This window comes from Streptomyces sp. NBC_01429 (assembly GCF_036231945.1).
Classification (GTDB): domain Bacteria; phylum Actinomycetota; class Actinomycetes; order Streptomycetales; family Streptomycetaceae; genus Streptomyces.
This window is the reverse complement of sequence record NZ_CP109599.1, coordinates 1,779,113-1,797,496: the sequence shown is the minus strand read 5'-3', so window position 1 is coordinate 1,797,496 and position 18,384 is coordinate 1,779,113. Positions and strand designations below refer to the sequence as shown.

Sequence of the window (18,384 nt, the reverse complement as noted above, 5' to 3'; positions counted from 1 at the left end):
GCGGTCCGGCGGGCGCGCCCCGGCGGCTCAGCCGTTCGCCGGCCAGGTGTAGCGGTGTTCGGGACGCCCCGTTCCGCCGTACCGGAGCGTGAGCCGTATCCGTCCGGACCGCTCCAGCACCTTGAGATAGCGCTGCGCGGTCTGCCGGCTCATTCCGGCCCGCTCCGCGATCTCCTGCGCCGACAGCGGCCCGTCGGCGCTCCGCAGCGTCCGGCGGATCACCGCCGCCGTGGTGGGGGAGTGGCCTTTGGGGAGGGCAGGGGCGGTGGCGGCGGACAGCGCGCCGAACATCCGGTCCACCTCGGCCTGCTCCGCGTCGCCGCCGCGCTCGACCGTGCGCCGCAGCGTCGCGTACGCCTCCAGCTTGGCCCGCAGCCCGGCGAAGCCGAACGGTTTGACCAGGTACTGAAGGGCGCCCTGGCGCATCGCCGACTGGACGGTGGCGACGTCGCGCGCCGCCGTCACCATGATCACGTCGGTCTGGTGGCCGAGCTGCCGCAGCTCCCGCACCAGCGCGACGCCGTTCCTGTCGGGCAGGTAGTGGTCGAGGAGGATCAGGTCGACCGGGCACTGGGAGATCCGGGCGAGGGCCTCGGTGGCCGAGTGAGCCTGGGCCACGACGCGGAACCCCGCCACCTTCGCGACATAGGCGGTGTTGATCCGGGCCACCCGGAGGTCGTCGTCCACGATCAGTACGTCGATCACCGGGTCTCTCCCGCCGCGCTCGGCCCGTACGCGGGGAGGCGGGCCGGTTCGCCGGTGTCCGCGTCCGCTCGCGCGCCGGGTGCGGTGTCGTCCCCGTCCGGGGCCGGTTCGGTCAGTGCCTCCGGGAGTACGACGGTGAACTCGGCGCCCCCGAGCGGGGAGACGCCGGCCCGCGCGCTGCCGCCCTGCCGCTCGGCGAGCCGGCGCACCAGCGCGAGCCCGAGGCCGCGTCTGCCGTGGGCGGGCGGGTCCTTGGTCGACCAGCCCTCGGAGAAGACGAGTTCACGCCGGCCGGCCGGGATGCCGGGGCCGCTGTCCGAGACCACGAGGACGACCGTACGGTCCTCGGCGAGCAGCTCCACCTCGATGCGCGGGTCGTCGGAACCGGCCGCCGCGTCCAGGGCGTTGTCCACCAGATTGCCGACCACCGTCACCAGACCCTGCGGGTCGACCAGCCGGTCGGGCAGCAGCGTGTCGGGCGAGAGGCGCAGCCGGACGCCCCGCTCGGCGGCGACGGTGGCCTTCCCGACCAGCAGCGCGGCCGGCAGCGGGTCGTGGATCCGCTCGGTGACCTGTTCCGCGGTGGTCCGGTGCACGCCGACCACCTCGTTGACGAACTCCGCGGCCTCCTCGTGCATGTCCAGCTCCAGCAGCCCCAGCAGGGTGTGCATATGGTTCGCGTGCTCGTGGTCCTGGGCGCGCAGGGCGTCGATCAGGCCGCGTGTCGCGTCCAGCTCCCGGCCGAGCTGCTCCAGCTCCGTACGGTCCCGCAGCGTCACGACCGCGCCGCCGTCGTCGGTCGGCATCCGGTTGGCGACCAGGACACGGCTGCCCTGGACCGCGAGCAGATCCTCGCCCCGCACCCGTCCCGTCAGCACCTCCGTGGTGCGTCCCTCGCCGAGCGACTCCTCCAGCGGCCGGCCCGTGGCGTCGGGGCCGAGGCCCAGCAACCGCTGCGCCTCGTCGTTCATCAGCCGGATCCGGCCGGTGGAGTCCAGCGCGACCACCCCCTCGCGCAGGCTGTGCAGCATGGCCTCGCGTTCGGTCAGCAGCGCCGAGATGTCGGAGAACGCCAGGTCGTGGGTCTGGCGCTGGAGGCGCCGGGAGATCAGGTAGGCGGCGAGCGCCCCGGCGGCCAGTGCCCCGCCCGCGTACGCGAGGAGCCCGGGGATCGCGGCGAGGAGCCGGTTGTGGACGCTGTCGTACGCGATGCCGACCGAGACGGCGCCGACGATCCGCCCCGTACCGTCGCGCAGCGGCACCTTCCCGCGGGCGGAGCGGCCGAGCGTTCCGCTGTCGAGTTCCATGAGGTGGTCGCCCGCGAGCGCCCCGCTGGGGTCGGTGGAGACGACCCTGCCGATCTCCTTGAGGTCGGTGTGCGACCAGCGCACCCCGTCGCGGTCCATGACGACCACGTATTCGGCGCCGGTGGTCTTCCTGATCCGCTCCGCCTCGGCCTGTACGGGGCCGTCCGCGGTGGGCCGGGACGCCAGCAGGTCGGCGGCCGTCCGCGGCGACGCGGTGGTCTCCGCGATGACCAGGGCGCGGCGCATCGCCTGGTCGTCCAGCTCATGGCTGAAGGGCGCGAGAAAGAGCCCGGTGGCCAGCACGGTGACCCCGGCGGCGACGGCGAGCTGCATCAGCAGCACCTGGGAGAAGACCCGGCGCGGCCAGCCGAATCGCCGTCGTCCGGCCGTGGTGCTGGCCGTGGTGCTGGGTCCGGCGCTCATGCCTACGAACGGTAGAGGGCCGGGGACGCATTCCGAAATCTCCCCGGCGTCTCCCCGGCATCCTCCCGTCGTCTTCCCGGCGACGGACGCGCGTCGCGGCGGGAAGGCGACGGGGACCGGCCCGGACCCGGCCGGTTCGCTACGCTCTTTACGCTCGAATTGCGTCATGAAGCAAGTGGCTTGCAAAGCTTGCGATAGTCTTGCGTGTATGACGCGACGACTTGCTCAGGTGGCGAAGAAGGTTGGGGTCAGTGAGGCCACGGTCAGCCGGGTGCTCAACGGCAAGCCCGGTGTCTCGCAGGCCACCCGGCAGTCCGTGCTGACCGCGCTCGACGTCCTCGGCTACGAGCGCCCCACCCAGCTGCGCGGCGAGCGCGCCCGGCTCGTCGGCCTGGTCCTGCCGGAGTTGCAGAACCCCATCTTCCCCGCGTTCGCCGAGGTCATCGGGGGAGCGCTCGCCCAGCAGGGCCTCACCCCCGTCCTGTGCACCCAGACCAAGGGCGGCGTCTCCGAGGCGGATTACGTGGAACTGCTGCTTCAGCAGCAGGTGTCCGGAGTGGTCTTCGCGGGCGGTCTCTTCGCGCAGGCGGACGCCCCGCACGACCACTACCGGCTGCTCGCCGAGCGCCGGATCCCGGTCGTCCTGATCAACGCGCCGATCGAGAACCTCGACTTCCCCTGCATCTCCTGCGACGACGCCGTCGCGGTCGAGCAGGCGTGGCGCCATCTGGCCTCGCTCGGCCACGAGCGCATCGGGCTGGTGCTCGGCCCGGCCGACCACGTGCCGTCCCGGCGCAAGCTGGCCGCCGCGCGGGCGGCGGCGGTCGCGGCGGGGACGAGCCTGCACGACGAGCACATCGAGCGGACCATGTTCTCCCTGGAGGGCGGGCAGGCGGCGGCCACGCGGCTGCTCGACCGGGGCGTCACGGGCATCATCTGCGCCAGCGACCCGCTGGCCCTGGGGGCGGTACGGGCCGCGCGCCGGCGAGGTCTCGCGGTGCCCGGCGGGGTCTCGGTCGTCGGCTTCGACGACTCCGCGTTCATGAACTGCACCGAGCCTCCGCTGACGACGGTCCGTCAGCCCATCGAGGCGATGGGCCGGGCGGCCGTCGAGATGCTCACCGCGCAGATCCAGGGCAGTGCCGTGCCCCCCGGTGAGCTGCTGTTCGAACCGGAGCTGGTGGTACGGGGCTCCACGGGGCAGGCGCCGCGCGGCTGACCGCCGTACGCATCGGCGCGACCCCCGTCCACCGGCCCCGTCCACCGGCGCCTCGTCCACCGGCCCCGCATGCCCACGCGTGCGGGGCCGGTTTCGGTTTGACGGACGAGTTGCGCGTCCCTGAGTCGACACATGCGACCGACTGTCAAGTATTTGCGAAATTGGAGCGACATATTGCGGACACCTGTTGTTAGTGGTTGAGTGAGCGCCGCCACACAGCGAGCAGCTGTGGGGGTTTCCCGCGCTCCTGCCCAAGAGGGGTCCCACCGATGAGTAGCTCCGGGTTCCGCCGTACCCGCACCACTGCCATAGTCACCGCTCTCGCCCTGACCGGACTGGCCGCCTGCGGCTCGGACGGCGACAGCTCGGCCGGGGGCAGGACGCGCATCACCGTCAACTGCATGCCGCCCAAGAGCGCGAAGATCGACCGGCAGAGCTTCGAGGACGACATGAAGACGTTCGAGAAGGCGAACCCGGACATCGACGTCGTCGGCCGCGACGCCTTCCCCTGCCAGGACCCCAAGACCTTCGACGCGAAGCTCGCCGGCGGCCAGATGGAGGACGTCTTCTACACGTACTTCACCGACGCCAAACACGTCGTCGACATCAACCAGGCGGCCGACATCACGTCGTACGTGAAGGACATGAAGGGCTACGGCGACATCCAGCAGTCGCTGCGCGACGTCTACACCGTCGACGGCAAGGTCTACGGCGTCCCGCGCACCAACTACTCGATGGGCCTGCTCTACAACAAGAAGCTCTTCCAGCAGGCCGGCCTCGACCCCGACCGGCCCCCGGCCACCTGGGAAGAGGTCCGCGCCGCCGCCAAGAAGATCGCGGGCCTCGGCAGGGGCTACGTGGGCTACGCCGACTACAGCGCCCAGAACCAGGGCGGCTGGCACTTCACCGCCGAGATGTACTCCCAGGGCGGCGACATCGTCACGGAGGACGGCAAGAAGGCGAGCGTCGACAGCCCCGAGGGCAGGGCGGTCCTCCAGAACCTCGAGGACATGCGCTGGAGCGACGACTCCATGGGCAGCAAGCAGCTCCTCATCCTCAACGACGTCCAGCAGATGATGGGCGCCGGCAAGCTCGGCATGTACCTCTCCGCCCCGGACAACGTCCCGATCCTGGTCAAGGAGAAGGGCGGCAGCTACGAGGACCTCGGCCTCGCCCCGATGCCCGGCGGCAAGGGCACGCTCCTCGGCGGCGACGGCTACATGTTCAGCAAGAAGGCGTCCCCCGCCCAGATCAGGGCCGGTCTGAAGTGGCTGGAGTTCCAGACCAACACCCCGGGCTCCGGGCTCAACGACTGGAAGCGCGCCGCCGACCTGAAGGCCCCCGTCGGCCTCCCCGAGCCCCGGCTGTGGACCGGCGCCACCGACGCCGAGGACCAGAAGCTGAGGAAGCTCCACGCCAACGTCCCGGTGGAGAACTACCAGGCGTTCCTGGACGGAAGCGGGCAGCTCGCGGCGAAGCTGGAGCCGCCGAAGGCCCAGCAGATCTACTCCGTCCTCGACGGCGCCGTGTCTGCGGTCCTCACCAGGAAGGACGCCGACATCGACAAGCTCCTCAAGGATGCCGGGACGAAGATCGACGGAATCCTGGCGCGGGGCTGACACACCCATGACGACTGCCCAGGCTCCCCGGCGGCCCGCCGCCGCGCCGCCTCCCGCTCCCGGGCCCCGGCCGGCCGGGAGCGGGACCTCCGGTTCCGCGCGCCGCGCGCTCTCGCACCAGCTGCGCGCCTACGGCTTCCTGGCCGGCGGCCTGATCTGCTTCGCGCTGTTCTCCTGGTACCCGGCGATCCGCGCGGTGATCATCGCGTTCCAGAAGTACACCCCCGGATCGGCCCCGGAGTGGGTGGGCACGGCCAACTTCACCCAGGTCCTGCACGACCCGGAGTTCGGCGCGGCCTGGCGCAACACGCTCACCTTCACCGTGATCGCCCTGCTCATCGGCTTCGCCGTACCGTTCCTGATGGCGCTCGTCCTCAACGAACTGCGCCACGCGAAGTCCTTCTTCCGAGTGGTCGTCTACCTCCCGGTGATGATCCCGCCGGTCGTCAGCGCCCTGCTGTGGAAGTGGTTCTACGATCCGGGCGCCGGCCTCGCCAACGAGTCGCTGCGCTTCCTCCATCTCCCCACGTCGAACTGGACCAACGGCGCCGACACCGCGCTCCTCTCCCTGGTCATCGTCGCGACCTGGGCGAACATGGGCGGCACGGTCCTCATCTACCTCGCCGCGCTCCAGGGGATCCCGGGCGAGCTGTACGAGGCGGCCGAGCTGGACGGCGCCAACATCTGGCAGCGGGTGCGCCATGTGACCGTCCCGCAGACCCGCTTCATCATCCTGATGCTGATGCTGCTCCAGATCATCGCCACCATGCAGGTGTTCACCGAACCCTTCGTGATCACCGGCGGCGGTCCCGAGAACTCCACCGTCACCGTCCTCTACCTCATCTACAAATACGCCTTCCTCTACAACGACTTCGGCGGCGCGTGCGCTCTGAGCGTGATGCTGCTGATCGTGCTCAGCCTCTTCTCCGCCCTCTACCTGCGGCTCACCCGCACCGACGACTGAGAGGAGCCGAGCCACCATGACCCGATCCACCGCGACCCGATCCGTCACGACCCGGGGCGCCACGACCCGAGCCGAACGCGGCCAGGGCACACGTACCCTCGTCTCCCCGCTGGCCCTCGCCACCCCCCGGGGGAAGGCGCTCTACTGGACCGTCTTCGGCGGAGTCGTCCTCGCCTTCGCGCTGGCCTTCCTCTTCCCGGTGTACTGGATGGCCTCCGGCGCCATGAAGTCCCCCGACGAACTGGTGCGCACCCCGCCGACGTTGGTCCCCGGCAGCTGGCACATCGGCGCGTACACCGACGCCTGGGATCTGATGCGGCTCCCCACGCACCTGTGGAACACGGTGGTGCAGGCCGCGGGCGCCTGGATCCTCCAGCTCGTCTTCTGCACGGCGGCGGCCTACGCCCTGTCGAAGCTGAGGCCGGCGTTCGGCAAGGTTATCATGGGCGGCATCCTCGCCACGCTGATGGTCCCCGCCCAGGCACTGCTCGTCCCGAAGTACCTGACCATCGCCGATCTGCCGCTGATCCACACCAGCCTGCTCAACGACCCGCTGGGCATCTGGCTGCCCGCCGTCGCCAACGCCTTCAACCTCTATCTGCTCAAACGATTCTTCGACCGGATCCCGCGCGATGTGCTGGAGGCCGCCGAGATCGACGGGGCGGGCCGGCTCCGCACCCTCTGGTCCATCCTGCTGCCGATGTCCCGGCCGGTGCTCGGGGTCGTGTCGATCTTCGCGCTGGTCGCCGTCTGGCAGGACTTCCTCTGGCCGCTGATGGTCTTCTCGGACACCGACAAGCAGCCCATCAGCGTGGCGCTCGTCCAGCTCTCCCAGAACATCCCCCTCTCGGTGCTGATCGCCGCCATGGTGATCGCCAGTATCCCGATGGTGCTGATGTTCCTGGTGTTCCAGCGGCACATCATCGCCGGGATCAGCGCCGGCAGCACCAAGGGCTGACCAGTACCCCACACCCCCTCGAAAGGAACGCCGTATGGAAGGCAGCCCGCTGAAGCCCGACTCCCTCTGGTGGCGGGACGCCGCCATCTACCAGATCTACGTCCGCAGCTTCGCCGACGGGGACGGCGACGGCACCGGGGACCTCGCGGGCGTACGGGCCAAGCTGCCGTATCTCGTGGAACTGGGCGTCGACGCCCTCTGGTTCACCCCCTGGTACCTCTCGCCGCTCGCCGACGGCGGCTACGACGTGGCGGACTACCGCACCATCGACCCGGCCTTCGGCACGCTCGCCGAGGCCGAGAAACTCATCGCCGAGGCGCGTGAGCTGTCCATCCGTACGATCATCGATGTCGTACCGAACCATGTCTCCGACCGGCACGTCTGGTTCAGGGCCGCGCTGGAGGCCGGCCCCGGCAGCCCGGAGCGCGAACTGTTCCACTTCAGGACCGGACGCGGCGAGCACGGCGAGATCCCGCCCAACGACTGGGTCTCCGAGTTCGGGGGCACGCCCTGGACACGGCTGGCCGACGGCGAGTGGTACCTGCATCTCTTCGCCCCCGAACAGCCCGACCTCAACTGGGCCCACCCCGCCGTGCGCAGGGAACACGAGGACGTGCTGCGCTTCTGGTTCGAACGGGGGGTCGCTGGCGTACGGATCGACTCGGCCGCGCTGCTCGCCAAGGACCCGGCCCTGCCGGACTTCACGGCGGGCCGCGACCCGCATCCCTATGTCGACCTCGACGAACTGCACGAGATCTACCGCTCCTGGCGCGCCATCGCCGACGCGTACGACGCCGTCTTCGTCGGCGAGGTGTGGCTCCCCGACACCGAGCGCTTCGTACGGTATCTGCGCCCCGACGAACTGCACACCGCGTTCAACTTCAACTTCCTGGCGTGCCCCTGGGACGCCGGCCGGCTGCGGACCGCCATCGAGGAGACCCTCGCGGAACACGCGCCGGTCGGCGCGCCCGCCACCTGGGTGCTCTGCAACCACGACGTGACCCGTACGGTCACCCGGTACGGGCGCGAGGAGACCGGATTCGACTTCGCGGCGAAGGAGTTCGGCACCCCGACCGACCTCGGTCTCGGCACCCGCAGGGCGCGCGCCGCCGCACTCCTGTCGCTGGCCCTGCCCGGCGCGGTCTACCTCTACCAGGGCGAGGAGCTGGGCCTGCCGGAGGCCGACGTTCCGCTGGACCGCATCCAGGACCCGATGCACCGGCGCTCCGGCGGAAAGGACCCGGGGCGCGACGGCTGCCGGGTGCCGCTGCCGTGGACGGCGCGGGAGCCGTACGCGGGGTTCGGCTCACAGACGCAGACGCAGACGCAGCCCCAGGCGCAGCCGTGGCTGCCGCAGCCGGAGTCGTGGTCCTCGTACGCCGCCGACCTCCAGGCGGCCGATCCCGGTTCCATGCTCACGCTCTACCGCGAGGCCCTGCGACTGCGGCGCACCGGGCCGGGGTTCGGGGACGGGACGATGCGCTGGCTGGAGTCGGCTCCCGGAGTGCTGGCGTTCGCCCGCGACGGCGGGACGGCGGAGGGCGGCGGCTCCGTGAGCGCCCTGATCTGCGTGGTCAACCTCTCGGCGGAGCCCGCGCCGCTGCCCGCGCACACGGACGTGCTGCTCGCCAGCGGCCCACTGGCGGACGGGCGGCTCCCGCGGGACACGGCCGTCTGGCTGCGCGGCTGATTGCGCCGCGGGCCCCGGCCGCTCAGGGCGGATCCCTGGGCGGCCGGGGCCCGTTGTACTGCCCGCTGGGACGCATCCGCAGCGGCTTCTCCCCGTACTCCTCCAGGGCGTGCGCGATCCACCCCGCCGTGCGGGCCACGGCGAAGACCGTCTCGCCCGCCTCCGCCGGCATTCCGGCGGTCACGGACAGCACCGCGAGCGCCAGATCGACATTGGCGTGCAGCTTCACATGGCGGGCGGTGGTCGCCTCCACCTCACGCGCCGCCGTCAGCACGGGACCCGCGCCCGGCAGCCCGCTCAACGCGCCGAACAGCGCTTCGGCGCGCGGGTCCCGGCCCGGGTAGAGGCGGTGGCCGAGCCCCGGCACCGGGCGCCCCGCGCGCAGATGGTCCGCCACCACGGCCGCGGCGCTGCCCCGCTCCAGGACCTCGGTGAGCATCCGGTGGGCCAGCCCGCTGGCCGCGCCGTGCAGCGGGCCGTCCAGCGCGCCGAGGCCGGCGGAGACCACGGCGTACGGATGGGCGCGGGCGCTCGCCGCGACCCGTACGGCGAGGGTCGAGGCCGCCAGATCGTGGTCGATGAGCAGGGAGAGCGCCATGTCCAGGGCGCGTACGCCCGCTTCACCTGCGGGCTGTTCGGTCAGCCTCGGCCACAGCCGCCCGGCCAGCCGGGCGTCGCCGCCCCGGGGACGTCCCAGCGCGGGGAGCGCGTCGACCAGCGTGGGGATGAGCGTACGGGCCGTGGCCAGCACCGCGTCCGCGGAGAGGTCGAAGCGCAGCGGATCGGCGACCGCCGCCGCGATCGCGGCCACCCGCAGCCGGTCCGTCGAGCCGCTGTACGGGGGCAGCGCCGCGACCGCCTGCCGGGCGGCGGCGAGCGCCTCGGCGGGGGCGGTGAACCGGATCCCGGGCCGCAGGGTGCCCGTCCAGAGCCAGTCGGCGATCTCCTCGTAACGCAGCCGGCGCGCCAGTTCCGTGGCGTCGACTCCCCGGTAGTAGTACCGGTCGGTGTCGATCAGCGTGATGCCGGTCCTGATGCGCTGGAGGAGTCCCTCGCCGCCCGCCGAGGGCTCACGCCCGTTCCTGCGGACCAGCGCGTCGACCTCCGAGGCGTCGAAGGTGCTGCCGCGTCCGGCCGGATCACGGCGGCTGGCGAGCTGCCCCCGGCTGACATACGCGTACACCGTCTCCGGCTTCACCCCGAGCCGCTCCGCCACCTGCCGGGTGGTGAGCCGCTGTCCGTCGTCCATGTCCTCACCGTACATGTATTGATTCAATCAACGTTGACACTGATCGAGTCAAGCATGGACAGTCGAATCAAGTTCAAGGAGGAAAACATGCCGACCAACGGGACCACCGCACGCTCGTCCACCCCGCCCCCGTCCGCCCCGCACCCCCTCGACGTGCCGCGCGGTCTCGCGGGCGTCGTCGTCACGGACACCGCGCTCGGGGACGTCCGGGGCCGCGAAGGCTTCTACCACTACCGTCAGTACTCCGCCGTCGAGCTGGCGGACAGCCGCGGATTCGAGGACGTCTGGCACCTGATGTTCCACGGAGAGCTGCCGGACGCCGCCGGCCTCGCCGCGTTCACGGCGCGGACCGCGGCCCTGCGCCGGCTGCCCGGGGACGTCGCCGCCGCACTGCCCGCCATCGCCCGCGCCTGCGCGGGATCCGGCCCGCTCGCCGGACTGCGGACCGCGCTCTCCCTGATCGGCGCCTCGGCGGGACTGCGCCCGCTGTACGACATCGACGCCGACCAGCGCCGTACGGACGCGCTCGCCGCCTGCGCCGTCGTACCGACGCTGCTGACCGCGCTGTACCGGCTCGGCCGGGGGCTGGAGCCGGTCGAACCGCGCGACGACCTGCCGTACGCCGCCAACTACCTCTACATGCTCACCGGCGAGGAGCCGGACCCCGCGCGGGCGCGGGCCGTCGAGCGCTATCTCGTCTCCACCGTCGACCACGGCTTCAACGCCTCCACCTTCACGGCCCGGGTGATCGCCTCCACCGGCGCCGACCTCGCCGCCTGTCTCGTCGGCGCGGTCGGGGCGCTCTCCGGGCCGCTGCACGGCGGAGCGCCGAGCCGGGCCCTCGACACCCTCGACGCCATCGGGACCGTCGACCGCATCGACCCGTGGATCCGGGAACGCGTCCTGGCCGGCGACCGGATCATGGGGTTCGGGCACCCCGTCTACCGCACCGAGGACCCGCGCTCCCGCATGCTGCGCGGCATCGCCGAGGAGTTCGGCGGCCCGCTGGTCGACTTCGCCGTCCAGGTCGAGGCACGGGTCGAGGCGATCCTCGCCGAGCTGAAGCCCGGCCGCGAGCTGCACACCAACGTCGAGTTCTACGCCGGAGTGGTCATGGAGCTGTGCGGACTGCCCCGGGCGATGTTCACCCCGACCTTCGCCGCCGCCCGGGTGGTCGGCTGGAGCGCCAATATCCTGGAGCAGGCGGAGGACTCCAAGATCATCCGCCCGGCGGCCCGCTACGCGGGACCGCCCCCGCCCCAGCCGGTGCCCGCCCGCTGAGCGCGGGACCGATACGGACCGACGCGGCACGGAGGCGGCACTCTTGAGCAGGAAACGGATCCCGGTGGTTGTCCTGACGGGATTTCTGGGATCGGGCAAGACGACGCTGCTCAACCATCTGCTGCGCCGCCGCGCCGGCAACCGGATCGCCGTGGTCGTCAATGACTTCGGCGCCATCGAGATCGACGCCATGACGGTCGCCGGGCAGGTCGGATCGACGGTCTCGCTCGGCAACGGCTGTCTGTGCTGCGCGGTCGACGCGAGCGAACTCGACGGCTATCTGGAGCGGCTCACCCGGCCGTCGGCGCGGATCGACATCATCGTCATCGAGGCGAGCGGACTGGCCGAGCCCCAGGAACTCGTCAGGATGATCCTCAACGGGGACAATCCGTACACCGTGTACGGCGGGCTGATCCAGGTGGTCGACGCGGCCGAGTTCGGCGCCACCCGGGAGCGTCATCCCGAGACGGACCGGCATCTGGCCCTCGCCGACCTCGTGGTCCTCAACAAGACCGACCGGGTCGGGGAGCCCGAGCACCGGCGCGTCCTCGCCGCCGTCGAGGAGCTGAGCCCGGGGACCCCGGTGGTCTCCGCCTCGTTCGGACGGGTCGACCCGGAGTTCCTGTTCGACGCCGCCGTCCGGCCGGACGAGGACGGGAAGGCACGCCAGCTCTCCTTCGAGGACCTGTACGCCGATCTGTACGACGACGGTCATGGCGCCACCGGTGACCACGAGGGGCACGGGGGGCATGAGGACCACGAGGAGTACGGGGGCCATGAGGAGCATGGGGGCCACGGGAGGCATCTCCACGCGGCCTACGACACCGTCTCGTTCACCGCGCGCGCCCCGATGAACCCGCGCCGGCTCATGGCCTTCCTCGACTCCCGGCCCCCGGGCCTCTACCGCATCAAGGGATTTGTCGACTTCGGCGCCGCCGACCCGGACAACCGCTACGCGCTGCACGCCGTCGGCCGTTCGCTGCGCTTCCATCCGGAGCCCTGGCCGCGCGGCGAGGAGCGGCTCACCCGGCTGGTGCTGATCGGCTCGGGTCTCGACGGTTCTCAGCGGCCGGGCGATGTCCTGCTCAAGGAGCTGACGGCCTGCGAGGACACCGCGCCGGGGCCCGCCGATCCGGACGGCCGCGGCATGTGGGGCGTCCTGCGCTACGTACCCGACGACCTGCCCGAGGCGGACACCGAGGACGACCTGCCCACCGAGACCGACGGCCGGCCCGACGCAACGGCGTCCGGGCCCGGACCCGAAGGCCCGGACCCGGACGGGCGGTGACCGAGCCGGCCGCATCGGTCGAGGCGGCCGGCTCGCTTCCGCGGTGATTCCGCCGTGATTCCGCCGGTCAGAGCATCGGACCGGCCAGAACATCGACCTCCGGCGCGAACGGCGTACCCGAGCCGTCCCGCCGGGGGTCGGGCTCCGGCAGCTCCACCGGGGTGCCGTTCTTCTGCGCGGCGCGGGCCGGGCTCGCCCCCGCCCAGGCCAGGACCAGCATGTCCTCGCCCTTCAGGAACCGCTGACAGCGCACTCCGCCGGTCGCCCGGCCCTTGCGCGGATACTGGTCGAACGGGGTGAGCTTCGCCGTACGTACGGAGTCGTCCAGCGTGCCGTGCGAACCGGTGACCGTGAAGACCACCGCCTCCGCCGCCGGATCCACGGCGGTGAAGGAGATCACCGAGGCCCCCTCGGTCAGTTTGATGCCCGTCATGCCGCCGGCGGCACGGCCCTGCGGCCGCACCTGCGCGGCCTGGTAGCGCAGCAACTGGGCGTCGGAGGTGATGAAGACGAGGTCCTCCTCGCCCGTCCGCAACTCGACGCCGCCGACGATCCGGTCACCCTCCTTGAGGGAGATGACCTCCAACTCTTCCTTGTTCGTCGGGTAGTCCGGCACCACCCGTTTGACGACGCCCTGGAGCGTGCCCAGGGCGAGCCCCGGCGACGACTCGTCCAGCGTGGTCAGACAGATCAGCTCCTCGTCGCCCTCCAGCGCGAGGAACTCGGTGACCGCGGCCCCGCCCGAGAGGTTGGGCGCCGACGCTGTGCCCGGCAGCTGGGGCAGATCGATCACGGAGATCCGCAGCAGACGCCCCGTCGAGGTCACCGCGCCGACATCGCCGCGCGCCGTCGCCGGCACGGCGGACACGATCACATCGTGCTTGGTGCGCCTGCCGTCCCCGCCCTCCAGCGCCTCGCCGTTGGCCGTACGGGCCAGCAGACCGGTGGAGGAGAGGAGTACCCGGCACGGATCGTCCGCGACCTCCAGCGGCACCGCCGCCACCGCGGAGCCCGCGGACTCCAGCAGGACGGTGCGCCGGGGGGTGCTGAACTTCTTCGACACGGAGGCCAGTTCGGACGAGACCAGCTTGCGCAGCTCGGTGTCCGAATCCAGGATCCCGGTCAGCTCGTCGATCTCGCCGTTGAGCCGGTCGCGCTCGCTCTCCAGCTCGATCCGGTCGAACCGGGTGAGCCGGCGCAGCGGCGTGTCCAGGATGTACTGCGTCTGGATGTCGCTCAGCGAGAAGTGCTCGACGAGCCGCTCCTTGGCCTGCGCCGAGTTGTCGCTGGAGCGGATCAGCCGGATGACCTCGTCGATGTCGATGAGCGCGACGAGCAGCCCCTCGACGAGATGCAGCCGGTCGCGCCGCTTGGTCCTGCGGAACTCGCTGCGCCGGCGCACCACGTCGAAGCGGTGGTCGAGATAGACCTCCAGCAGCTCCTTGAGGCCCAGCGTGAGCGGCTGACCGTCCACCAGCGCCACATTGTTGATGCCGAAGGTCTCCTCCATCGGCGTCAGCTTGTAGAGCTGTTCGAGAACGGCCTCGGGCACGAAGCCGTTCTTGATCTCGATGACGAGCCGCAGACCGTGCGAGCGGTCCGTGAGGTCCTTGACGTCCGCGATGCCCTGGAGCTTCTTGGCGGAGACCAGGTCCTTGATCTTGGCGATCACCTTCTCGGGGCCGACCGAGAACGGCAGCTCCGTGACGACCAGGCCCTTGCGGCGCGCGGAGACGTCCTCCACGGTCGCCGTGGCCCGGATCTTGAAGGTGCCCCGGCCCTTCTCGTAGGCGTCCTTGATGCCGGTCAGCCCGACGATCCGGCCGCCGGTCGGCAGATCGGGCCCCGGCACGAAACGCATCAGCGTCTCCAGGTCGGCGGCCGGGTGCTTGATCAGATGGCGAGCGGCCGCCACGACCTCACCGAGGTTGTGCGGCGGCATGTTCGTCGCCATGCCGACGGCGATCCCGGAGGCGCCGTTGACGAGCAGGTTGGGATAGGCGGCGGGAAGCGTGACCGGTTCCCGCTCCTGGCCGTCGTAATTCGGCTGGAAATCGACGGTGTCTTCATCGATCGACTCGGTCATCAGTGACGTGGCGTCAGCCATCCGGCACTCGGTGTACCGCATCGCGGCCGGCGGGTCGTCATTGCCGAGCGAGCCGAAGTTGCCATGGCCGTCGACGAGCGGCAGTCGCATGGAGAACGGCTGTGCCATCCGGACCAGGGCGTCATAGATCGACGCGTCCCCGTGCGGGTGAAGTTTGCCCATCACCTCGCCGACGACGCGGGCGCACTTCACATAGCCCCGGTCGGGGCGCAGGCCCATCTCGTTCATCTGGTACACGATGCGGCGGTGTACCGGCTTCATACCGTCCCGGGCGTCGGGCAGGGCCCGGGAGTAGATCACCGAGTAGGCGTATTCGAGGAAGGAGCCCTGCATTTCATCGACCACGTCGATGTCGAGAATCTTCTCCTCGAAGTCCTCCGGCGGCGGGGTCTTCGTGCTGCGGCGGGCCATCGCGGCTGCGGCTCCTTCACAGGTTCTGTACGGCAACTTCTGGAACTGACGCGGACCATTGTGGACCGCGCCACTGACAACGCCGACGTCGACCCGTCGTTCGCCCGGGTGTCGGGGGTGTGCGACAGGGGAACTTCGCCAGGTGTCGGCACGCTTGCATACAGTGGCAGGACTTCCTCCATATCGCGATCGAAGGGACGTACATGCCCATGGGTCACACGGCCACAGCGCAGGCCGGTTCCGGCGGCCTGACAGCGACTGAGCACCGCCTGGCCAACGGCTTGCGCGTGGTGCTCTCCGAGGACCACCTGACCCCGGTCGCCGCGGTCTGCCTCTGGTACGACGTCGGCTCGCGCCACGAAGTCAAGGGGCGTACGGGCCTCGCCCACCTCTTCGAGCACCTGATGTTCCAGGGCTCGGCGCAGGTGGCGGGGAACGGTCACTTCGAGCTGGTGCAGGGAGCCGGCGGCTCCCTCAACGGCACCACCAGCTTCGAGCGCACCAACTATTTCGAGACCATGCCGACCCACCAGCTGGAGCTGGCGCTCTGGCTGGAAGCCGACCGGATGGGCTCGCTGCTCGCCGCGCTCGACGAAGAGTCCATGGAGAACCAGCGGGACGTCGTCAAGAACGAGCGCCGCCAGCGGTACGACAATGTGCCATACGGTACGGCCTTCGAACGGCTGACCGCACTCTCGTACCCCGAGGGCCACCCGTACCACCACACCCCGATCGGTTCCATGGCCGATCTGGACGCGGCGACGCTGGACGACGCCCGCGCGTTCTTCCGTACCAACTACGCGCCGAACAACGCGGTGCTGTCGGTCGTCGGCGACATCGACCCCGAGCGGACACTCGCCTGGATCGAGAAGTACTTCGGCTCGATCCCGTCCCACGACGGCAAGCGGCCGCCGCGCGACGGCTCGCTGCCCGACGTCATCGGCGAGCAGTTGCGGGAGGAGATCCACGAGGAGGTCCCGGCGCGCGCGCTGATGGCCGCCTACCGGCTGCCGCACGACGGCACCCGCGAGTGCGACGCCGCCGACCTGGCGCTCACCGTGCTCGGCGGCGGGGAGTCCTCGCGGCTCCACAACCGGCTGGTACGGCGCGACCGGACCGCGGTCGCCGCGGGCTTCGGACTGCTCCGGCTGGCGGGTGCCCCCTCGCTCGGCTGGCTGGACGTGAAGACGTCCGGCGGCGTCGAGGTCCCGCAGATCGAGGCCGCGGTCGACGAGGAGCTGGCCCGGCTCGCCGCCGAGGGCCCGACCGCCGAGGAGATGGAGCGCGCCCAGGCCCAGTTGGAGCGCGAGTGGCTGGACCGGCTCGGCACGGTCGCCGGCCGCGCCGACGAACTGTGCAGGTTCGCGGTCCTGTTCGGCGATCCGCAGCTGGCCCTGTCCGCCGTCGACCGGGTGCTGGACATCACGGCGGCCGAGGTCCGGGCCGTGGCCGCCGCGCGGCTGCGCCCCGACAACAGGGCGGTACTGGTGTACGAGCCGCTCACCGCCGAGGACACCGCCGAAGCGGCCGACCAGGACGAGACCGACGACCAGGAGGGGGCGGACCAGTGACCGACGCTGCCGTGACCATGGATTTCCATCCGCAGCCGACGGCCGGCGAGGCCAGGCCCTGGGCCTTCCCCGCCCCCGGGCGCGCCACGCTCGGCAACGGGCTGACGGTCCTGCGCTGCGACCGCCCCGGCCAGCAGGTGGTGGCCGTCGAGATCAACCTCGACGCCCCGCTGGACGCCGAGCCCGCCGGGCTCGACGGCGTCGCCACGATCATGGCGCGGGCGCTCTCCGAGGGCACCGACAAGCACAGCGCCGAGGAGTTCGCCGCCGAGCTGGAGCGCTGCGGCGCCACGCTCGACTCGTACGCCGACCACCCCGGGGTGCGGGTCTCCCTGGAGGTCCCCGTCTCCCGGCTGCCCAAGGCGCTCGGCCTGCTCGCCGAGGCACTGCGGGCCCCCGCCTTCTCGGACAGCGAGGTGGAGCGGCTCGTCCGCAACCGGCTGGACGAGATCCCGCACGAGAGCGCCAACCCGGGGCGCCGCGCCGCCAAGCAGCTCTCCAAGGAGCTGTTCCCGGCCTCCCTGCGCATGTCGCGGCCGCGCCAGGGCACCGAGGAGACGGTGGAGCGCATCGACGCGGCGGGCGTACGCGCCTTCTACGAGGCGCACGTACGCCCCGCCACGGCCACCGCGGTGATCGTCGGTGACCTCACCGGCGTCGATCTGGACGGGATCCTCGCCGAAACCCTCGGCGACTGGACCGGCGACACCGCCGCGCCCCGGCCCGCCCCGCCCATCACCGCGGACGACACCGGCCGGGTGGTCATCGTCGACCGCCCCGGCGCCGTCCAGACCCAGTTGCTGATCGGCCGCATCGGCGCCGACCGGCACGACCGCGTCTGGGCCGCCCAGGTGCTGGGCACCTACTGCCTGGGCGGCACGCTCACCTCCCGGCTCGACCGGGTGCTGCGCGAGGAGAAGGGCTACACCTACGGTGTACGGGCCTACGGCCAGGTGATCCGCTCCTCGGCGCCCGACGCGCCGGGCGGGGCGACCGGCGCCGCGATGCTCGCCATCAGCGGTTCCGTCGACACCGCTTCGACGGGTCCCGCGCTGGAGGACCTCTGGAAGGTGCTGCGCACGCTCGCGGCCGAGGGGCTCACCGACGCCGAGCGCGATGTCGCCGTGCAGAACCTGGTGGGGGTGGCCCCGCTCAAGTACGAGACGGCCGCCTCCGTCGCCGCCACGCTCGCCGACCAGGTCGAGCAGTTCCTCCCGGACGACTTCCAGGCCCAGCTGTACGCGCGGCTGGCGACCACCGGCACCGTCGAGGCGACGGCCGCGGTCGTCAACGCCTTCCCGGTGGACCGGCTCGTCACCGTGCTGGTCGGGGACGCCGCGCAGATCAAGGAGCCTGTCGAGGCTCTCGGCATCGGCGAAGTGACGGTTGTCACCGGCTGATCCGGCCCTTTTCGGGAACCCCGGCGACCTCGGTCGCCGGGGTTCCCCCTTTTATGTCAACTTCCCGGACTATGTCCGCTTCCTCAGTGAAAGGCGCAGTCTGTTCTGTGGTGTATGCGACAAAACTGCCTATCTGTTTGGCGATTGAAAGATGAGCCGCTTAGCGTCGGTCCGGCTGTTCGCCCGTTGCGC

General features: G+C 71.3%; 13 protein-coding genes. 9 read left to right on the top strand and 4 right to left on the bottom strand.

All coding sequences use genetic code 11. From position 1 onward, the window contains the following. Positions 1 to 27: 27 nt before the first annotated feature. Both OG627_RS07360 and OG627_RS07355 read right to left on the bottom strand, forming a co-directional pair. Positions 28 to 705 carry a response regulator gene (locus OG627_RS07360; RefSeq protein WP_329062646.1) on the bottom strand — a complete coding sequence of 226 codons (678 nt, stop codon included), beginning with the start codon at positions 703 to 705 and terminating at the stop codon, positions 28 to 30. Beyond that, positions 702 to 2,435, bottom strand: coding sequence for a sensor histidine kinase (locus OG627_RS07355; protein WP_329062644.1), 1,734 nt, complete (start codon positions 2,433 to 2,435; stop codon positions 702 to 704). The genes OG627_RS07360 and OG627_RS07355 overlap by 4 nt, the downstream gene beginning before the upstream one ends. Before the next feature lie 208 nt (positions 2,436 to 2,643). On the opposite strand from OG627_RS07355, the gene OG627_RS07350 reads away from it, so the two are divergent. The 5 genes from OG627_RS07350 to OG627_RS07330 all read left to right on the top strand — a co-directional run bounded on the left by OG627_RS07350 (position 2,644) and on the right by OG627_RS07330 (position 8,885). Then, positions 2,644 to 3,654, top strand: coding sequence for a LacI family DNA-binding transcriptional regulator (locus OG627_RS07350; RefSeq protein ID WP_329062643.1), 1,011 nt, complete (start codon positions 2,644 to 2,646; stop codon positions 3,652 to 3,654). A 269-nt stretch (positions 3,655 to 3,923) separates the two neighbouring features. Further along, complete coding sequence (locus OG627_RS07345) at positions 3,924 to 5,273, top strand: ABC transporter substrate-binding protein (protein WP_329062641.1); 1,350 nt, start codon at positions 3,924 to 3,926, stop codon at positions 5,271 to 5,273. A gap of 7 nt (positions 5,274 to 5,280) precedes the next feature. Then, complete coding sequence (locus OG627_RS07340) at positions 5,281 to 6,237, top strand: carbohydrate ABC transporter permease (protein WP_329062639.1); 957 nt, start codon at positions 5,281 to 5,283, stop codon at positions 6,235 to 6,237. Positions 6,238 to 6,253: 16 nt separating this feature from the next. Then, positions 6,254 to 7,195: a carbohydrate ABC transporter permease gene (locus OG627_RS07335; protein ID WP_329062637.1), complete on the top strand. Its 942-nt coding sequence runs from the start codon at positions 6,254 to 6,256 to the stop codon at positions 7,193 to 7,195. 34 nt (positions 7,196 to 7,229) lie between these two features. Continuing rightward, a complete protein-coding gene (locus OG627_RS07330) occupies positions 7,230 to 8,885 on the top strand; it encodes a glycoside hydrolase family 13 protein (RefSeq protein ID WP_329062635.1) in 1,656 nt (551 codons plus the stop codon). Between the two features lie 22 nt (positions 8,886 to 8,907). Here the strand turns inward: OG627_RS07330 and OG627_RS07325 are convergent, their stop codons facing one another. Then, positions 8,908 to 10,134, bottom strand: coding sequence for a citrate synthase (locus tag OG627_RS07325; RefSeq protein ID WP_329062633.1), 1,227 nt, complete (start codon positions 10,132 to 10,134; stop codon positions 8,908 to 8,910). A gap of 87 nt (positions 10,135 to 10,221) precedes the next feature. Here OG627_RS07325 and OG627_RS07320 point away from each other — a divergent pair, with 87 nt between their 5' ends. Then, positions 10,222 to 11,415, top strand: coding sequence for a citrate synthase/methylcitrate synthase (locus OG627_RS07320; protein ID WP_329062631.1), 1,194 nt, complete (start codon positions 10,222 to 10,224; stop codon positions 11,413 to 11,415). A gap of 64 nt (positions 11,416 to 11,479) precedes the next feature. After that, complete coding sequence (locus OG627_RS07315; protein ID WP_443073427.1) at positions 11,480 to 12,703, top strand: CobW family GTP-binding protein; 1,224 nt, start codon at positions 11,480 to 11,482, stop codon at positions 12,701 to 12,703. A 67-nt stretch (positions 12,704 to 12,770) separates the two neighbouring features. Here OG627_RS07315 and OG627_RS07310 read toward each other — a convergent pair whose 3' ends face one another. Further along, positions 12,771 to 15,221 (bottom strand): DNA gyrase/topoisomerase IV subunit A, encoded by a 2,451-nt coding sequence (locus OG627_RS07310; protein ID WP_329062629.1) that lies wholly within the window; start codon positions 15,219 to 15,221, stop codon positions 12,771 to 12,773. Between the two features lie 209 nt (positions 15,222 to 15,430). Here OG627_RS07310 and OG627_RS07305 point away from each other — a divergent pair, with 209 nt between their 5' ends. Both OG627_RS07305 and OG627_RS07300 read left to right on the top strand, forming a co-directional pair. Beyond that, entirely contained in the window at positions 15,431 to 16,792 is a 1,362-nt protein-coding gene (locus tag OG627_RS07305; RefSeq protein ID WP_329072457.1) for a M16 family metallopeptidase, read from the top strand. Between the two features lie 17 nt (positions 16,793 to 16,809). After that, a complete protein-coding gene (locus OG627_RS07300) occupies positions 16,810 to 18,192 on the top strand; it encodes a M16 family metallopeptidase (protein ID WP_329072455.1) in 1,383 nt (460 codons plus the stop codon). Positions 18,193 to 18,384: the final 192 nt, after the last annotated feature.